This window comes from Stenotrophomonas sp. P5_A8 (genome assembly GCF_056400545.1).
Genome location: NZ_JBFULB010000337.1, coordinates 1 through 4,157 on the forward strand (window position 1 = coordinate 1; position 4,157 = coordinate 4,157).

Below are 4,157 nucleotides of genomic sequence, written 5' to 3' on the forward strand. Positions count from 1 at the left end.
ATAAAGGGGGAGGGGGCGGCCGCAGGCCGACGCCGGAGGACATTCGCCGGAAAGGGCATGGGCGCCCAGCGCCCGACCCATCGACCGCCGCTGCTGGAAGCGGTCGAAGCACGCTTCTGCTTGCCCCGCCCAGGGGCGAAGATCCTTTCTTGCACCAGACGAACCACCCGTATTGAAATAATCATCTGCTTCAATAGGTTGCGTCTGCCTGATTGCATCCGGGCAGGGCGTGGCTTGCCGCTGCGGGCGCGCAGGCCGCAAGATGCGGACCGGCCCGGGGAGTCCGAATTCATGTCCATGTCGTCCAAGTCGTGGCAGTACCGGGGGCATGCGCTGGCGCTGGCCCTGTGTGGATTGGTGCTGCTCAGTGCCTGCAAGGGCGATCGGATCGATCCGGACGCACCGGCGGCAGAGCCGGTGGCCGCGCTGCAGCAGTTGGCCCGGCAGGTCGCCGACAACGACCTGATCGGCTATGCGCGCGCGTCGGTACCGCCGGCCCAGTACGAGCGCCTGCAGTCGGCCTGGGCGCAGGGCCACAGCCGCTGGCCACTGACCGAGCTGCCGCTGGAGGGCCAGCTGCTGCCGATGCTCGCCGCGCTGTCCCAGCCGGACGCCCCGCAGCGGTTGCAGCGTTCGTTCGACACCCAGATTGCCGGCCAGGCCACCGGCGTGCGCCAGGCCGCGCACTCGATGGGGCTGTTCGGCGTGCAGTACCTGCGCAACCAGACCGATTACACCGATGCCCAGCGCGCCCATTACAGCCAGGTGGTCGACGTGCTCAGCCGTTGGGCGGCGGCGGCACCGCTGACCGACAAGCAGCGTGCCCGCACCACCATCACCTTGCTTACCGCCACCGCGCGCACTACCGGGTTGTCCACCGACGCGCAGCTGCAGACGGCCGGCATGGAGGAATCGCTGCGACGGCTGGGCCCGTTCTTCAAGGCCTTCAAGACCGCGCTGGCCAGCTATGGACTCTCGCTGGACGGTGCGCTCACGGGGCTGCGCGGGGAGGTGGTGTCCGCGCTGGGCAACGATGCCGTGGTGCGGGTGCAGTACCCGTTGGCCGGCGAACAGATCGAGGCCCAGGTGCGCATGACCCGTCGCGATGGACACTGGTACGTGTCCCGCACGCTGGAAGAGGCCGATGCGCTGCTGCAGGCCGCACAGGCCGCACAAGCTGAACATGACGCCCGCCAGGCCGCCGAAACAGAGGCGGCCGCGACGGTCAAGGACGGTGCTTCCGCATCGGCTAAGCCATAATGAAGCCGATGCCGAACCAGAATCCCCTGCCTTTCCCCGGCGAAGAGCCGCCCAAGACGCCGGACGCTTCGTCCCCGTCGTCCGTTCCCGTGGCCGCCACCGGCGCCCCGGCCGATGCCGGCCAGGTACCGCCTGAGGCGCCTGTCGGCGCTGAGCCGGTCGACGTTGCGCCGTCGGCCATCGTCCCCGGCAGCCGCGCCCCGGTGGGCCGCCGCCCGTGGTGGGCGCGCCTGCTCGGCCGCCTGGTCGAGCCGTGGCTGGCGTTGAAGATCGAACCCGAGCACCCCGGCCAGTACAACGACGGTCGCCCGGTGGTGTACGTGCTGGAGGACTACGGTCTGTCCAACGCGCTGATCCTGGACAAGGCCTGCCGCGAGGCCGGCCTGCCATCGCCACTGGTGCCCATCGCCGGCGATCCGACCGGGCGCAAGCGCGCCTATGTGGCGCTGTCGCGCCGGAGCAGCAGCAACTCGCTGATTCCCGAGCAGCGGGGCGCCAAGACCCATTCCGATTCGCTGGCCAAGGTGCTCCAGGCCCACCGCGCGCGCGATGAGCTGGACGTCCACCTGGTGCCGGTGTCGATCTTCGTCGGCCGTGCCCCGGACAAGCAGAGCGGCTGGTTCGCGGTGCTGTTCTCGGAAAACTGGGCGTTGGTGGGCCGTTTCCGTCGCCTGCTGGCCGTCCTGCTCAATGGCCGCAGCACCATCGTGCGGTTTGCCCCGCCGATCTCGCTGCGCAGCACGATCAACGAGGGGCTGGACCCCGAACGTACCGTGCGCAAGCTGCAGCGCGTGCTGCGTACCCACTTCCGCCGCATCCGCGAGTCGGTGATCGGCCCGGACCTGTCCACCCGCCGCCTGCTGGTGGACAAGGTGCTGGACGCGGACACCGTGCGCGAGGCGATCGCTTCGCAGGCCAAGCGCGACAACTCCAAGCCGGCCGATGCCTGGAAGAAGGCGCACGCCTACGCCTGGGAAATCGCCGCGGACTATTCCAGCCCCGCCGTGCGCTCGGCCAGCTTCATGCTCAGCCATGTCTGGAACCGCATCTACGCCGGCGTGCTGGTGCATCACCTGGACAAGTTCAAGGCCGCCGCGCCCGGGCACGAAGTGGTCTACGTGCCCAGCCACCGCAGCCACATGGACTACCTGCTGCTGTCCTACCTGCTGTACGACCGGGGCATCGTGCCGCCGCACATCGTGGCCGGCATCAACCTCAACCTGCCGGTGGTCGGTACGCTGCTGCGCAAGGGCGGTGCGTTCTTCATCCGTCGCTCCATCCGCGGCAACGCGCTGTATTCGGCGGTGCTCAGCGAGTACGTGGCGCAGCTGGTCGCCGGTGGCTATTCGATCGAATACTTCGTCGAAGGCGGTCGCTCGCGTACCGGTCGCCTGCTGCAGCCCAAGGGCGGCATGATCTCGATGACGCTGCGCGCGTTCCTGCGCCAGCCGCGCAAGCCGGTGCTGTTCCAGCCGGTCTACATCGGCTATGAAAAGCTGATGGAAGGCGGCAGCTACCTCGACGAACTGTCCGGGCGGCCCAAGGAAAAGGAATCGATCTGGTCGCTGTTGTGGTCCATCCCCAAGGTGCTCAAGCAGAACTACGGGCAGGTGGTGGTGAACTTCGGCGAGCCGATCGCGCTCAACGACGTGCTGGCCCAGCAGGCGCCGGCGTGGAACGGGCAGCCGGTGGGCGAGGACGAGAAGCCGTCCTGGCTGTCGGGCACGGTCGACCATCTGGCCGAGCGCATCCAGGTGCACATCAACGGCGCTGCCGACGTCAACCCGATCAACCTGCTGGCGCTGGCGCTGCTGTCCACGCCCAAGCACGCGATGGGCGAGGCCGACCTGATCGCGCAGATTGAACTGTGCAAGACGCTGCTGGTGGAGATGCCGTATTCGGACCGGGTGACGGTGACACCGCACTCGCCGGAGCGGATCATCGCCCACGCCGAAGAGATCAACGTCCTCACCCGCATCAAGCACCCGCTGGGCGATGTGCTCAGTGTCAGCGGCGACACCGCGGTGCTGCTCAGCTACTTCCGCAACAACGTCATCCACCTGTTCACCGCCTCCTCGTGGGTGGCCTGCTGCTTCCAGAACAATCGCCGCATGAGCCGCACCGGCCTGGTCCAACTGGGCCGCACGGTGTATCCGTTCCTGCAGGCCGAGCTGTTCCTGCCGTGGACCGAGGACGAGTTCGCCCAGCGCATCGAACAGACCATCAACGTGTTCGTGCGCGAGGGCCTGCTGCAGAACATCAACGACGACGACGGCGGCATCCTGGCGCGCAACACCGGGCAGACCGACGAGGTGTTCCGCCTGCGTGCGATCGGCCACTCGTTGCAGCAGGCGTTCGAGCGCTATTACATCGCCATCTCGGTGCTGGTGAAGAACGGCCCGGGCACGCTGGGTGCGGCCGAACTGGAAAGCCTGTGCCAGCAGGCTGCGCAGCGCCTGAGCCTTCTGTATGCACCGGCGGCGCCGGAGTTCTTCGACCGCACCCTGTTCCGCGGCTTCATCCAGAAACTGCGCGAACTGCGTCTGGTGTGGCCGGACGAAAACAGCAAGCTGCTGTTCGACGCGCGCCTGGATGCATGGGCCAAGGATGCCAAGTTCATCCTCGGCCGCGAACTGCGCCACACCATCGAACGGGTGAGTCCGGAAGCGGCCAAGCCGGAAGAGCCGGTCGCCACGGATTGACGGACGCGGATGCGCCGAGGCGCATCCACACGTATCCCGACGTATCCGGATCTTATTGCGTTCGCCAGCAATTCGTAGGTACCGACCGTTGGTCGGTACCCGCGCGCAAGCGCGGCAAAAGCGTCCGGAGACGAAGCAATACGGCGTGCACCGGCTGACCGACGCTGACCATCGTCCGTAGCCGCACGCCAAGGT

2 protein-coding genes are annotated in these 4,157 nt (G+C 67.6%); both read left to right on the forward strand.

The features are described 5' to 3' along the window. Window positions 1-291 precede the first annotated feature (291 nt). A complete protein-coding gene (locus AC1DQP_RS17515) occupies window positions 292-1,260 on the forward strand; it encodes a hypothetical protein (RefSeq protein WP_457319995.1) in 969 nt (322 codons plus the stop codon). Further along, window positions 1,260-3,962: a glycerol-3-phosphate 1-O-acyltransferase PlsB gene (gene plsB, locus AC1DQP_RS17520; protein WP_256777286.1), complete on the forward strand. Its 2,703-nt coding sequence runs from the start codon at window positions 1,260-1,262 to the stop codon at window positions 3,960-3,962. Before AC1DQP_RS17515 ends, plsB begins: the two co-directional genes overlap by 1 nt. Window positions 3,963-4,157 lie beyond the last annotated feature (195 nt).